This is a genomic window from Oleiphilus sp. HI0125 (assembly GCF_001635355.1).
Window position 1 is genome coordinate 1 of record NZ_LWGF01000356.1, and the last position, 634, is coordinate 634.

Below are 634 nucleotides of genomic sequence, written 5' to 3' on the forward strand. Positions count from 1 at the left end.
GGTCGTTTTGGTGATGAAGGTATTACCATCAATGCAGATATTGAATTGCGTGATGGCTTAATGGCTACTTATAAGGAATCTGATGGTAGTGGTTTCTGGTTGGCAGGACTCGATATGGATAAGCATCTTCGTGACATGCTTCTTGACGTTACTGAAGAGGGTTTGCGAATTTATGAGACAGAAAGTTGGTCGCGACTAGATGTCACAGACTTTAGATTAGGTGATCGGGCAACTGGTGCGAGCTTTGGGCGCATGGTGCTGGAGACATACGAACAAGGATCTGAGAGAACAATTTCCGCAGGCGGAGCTGGGGCTGTATGTGTTGGTGGGCAAGGGAGCGATAGCGCGTCGTGTCAATCTGATGGTGGTCGATGGTCTGATAGAGGGGATCAAGGCTTAACGATTGCATCGGCCAGATTTTTTAAGGATAGCGTTGAAGCGGAAGGCAAGCGCAATCGCTTTACGTGGGAGACTGGTCGCTCTGGAGAAGGTACTGCCGGTGTTGTGAATGACACTGGTATTAAGTTGGTGTTTGATAACTTTACGACCAATGATGGTGACGGTGTAACAGATTCATTTGGTTTACGAACCGATCAGAATATTGATGTTGCGTCAGCGTATGTGCGTAAAAAGT

1 protein-coding gene is annotated in these 634 nt (G+C 47.0%); it reads left to right on the forward strand.

Annotated features, from left to right (window positions below; genetic code table 11):
* Window positions 1-634 (forward strand): hypothetical protein (locus A3762_RS27110; RefSeq protein ID WP_197469036.1); only part of this gene is annotated, 634 nt, incomplete at both ends.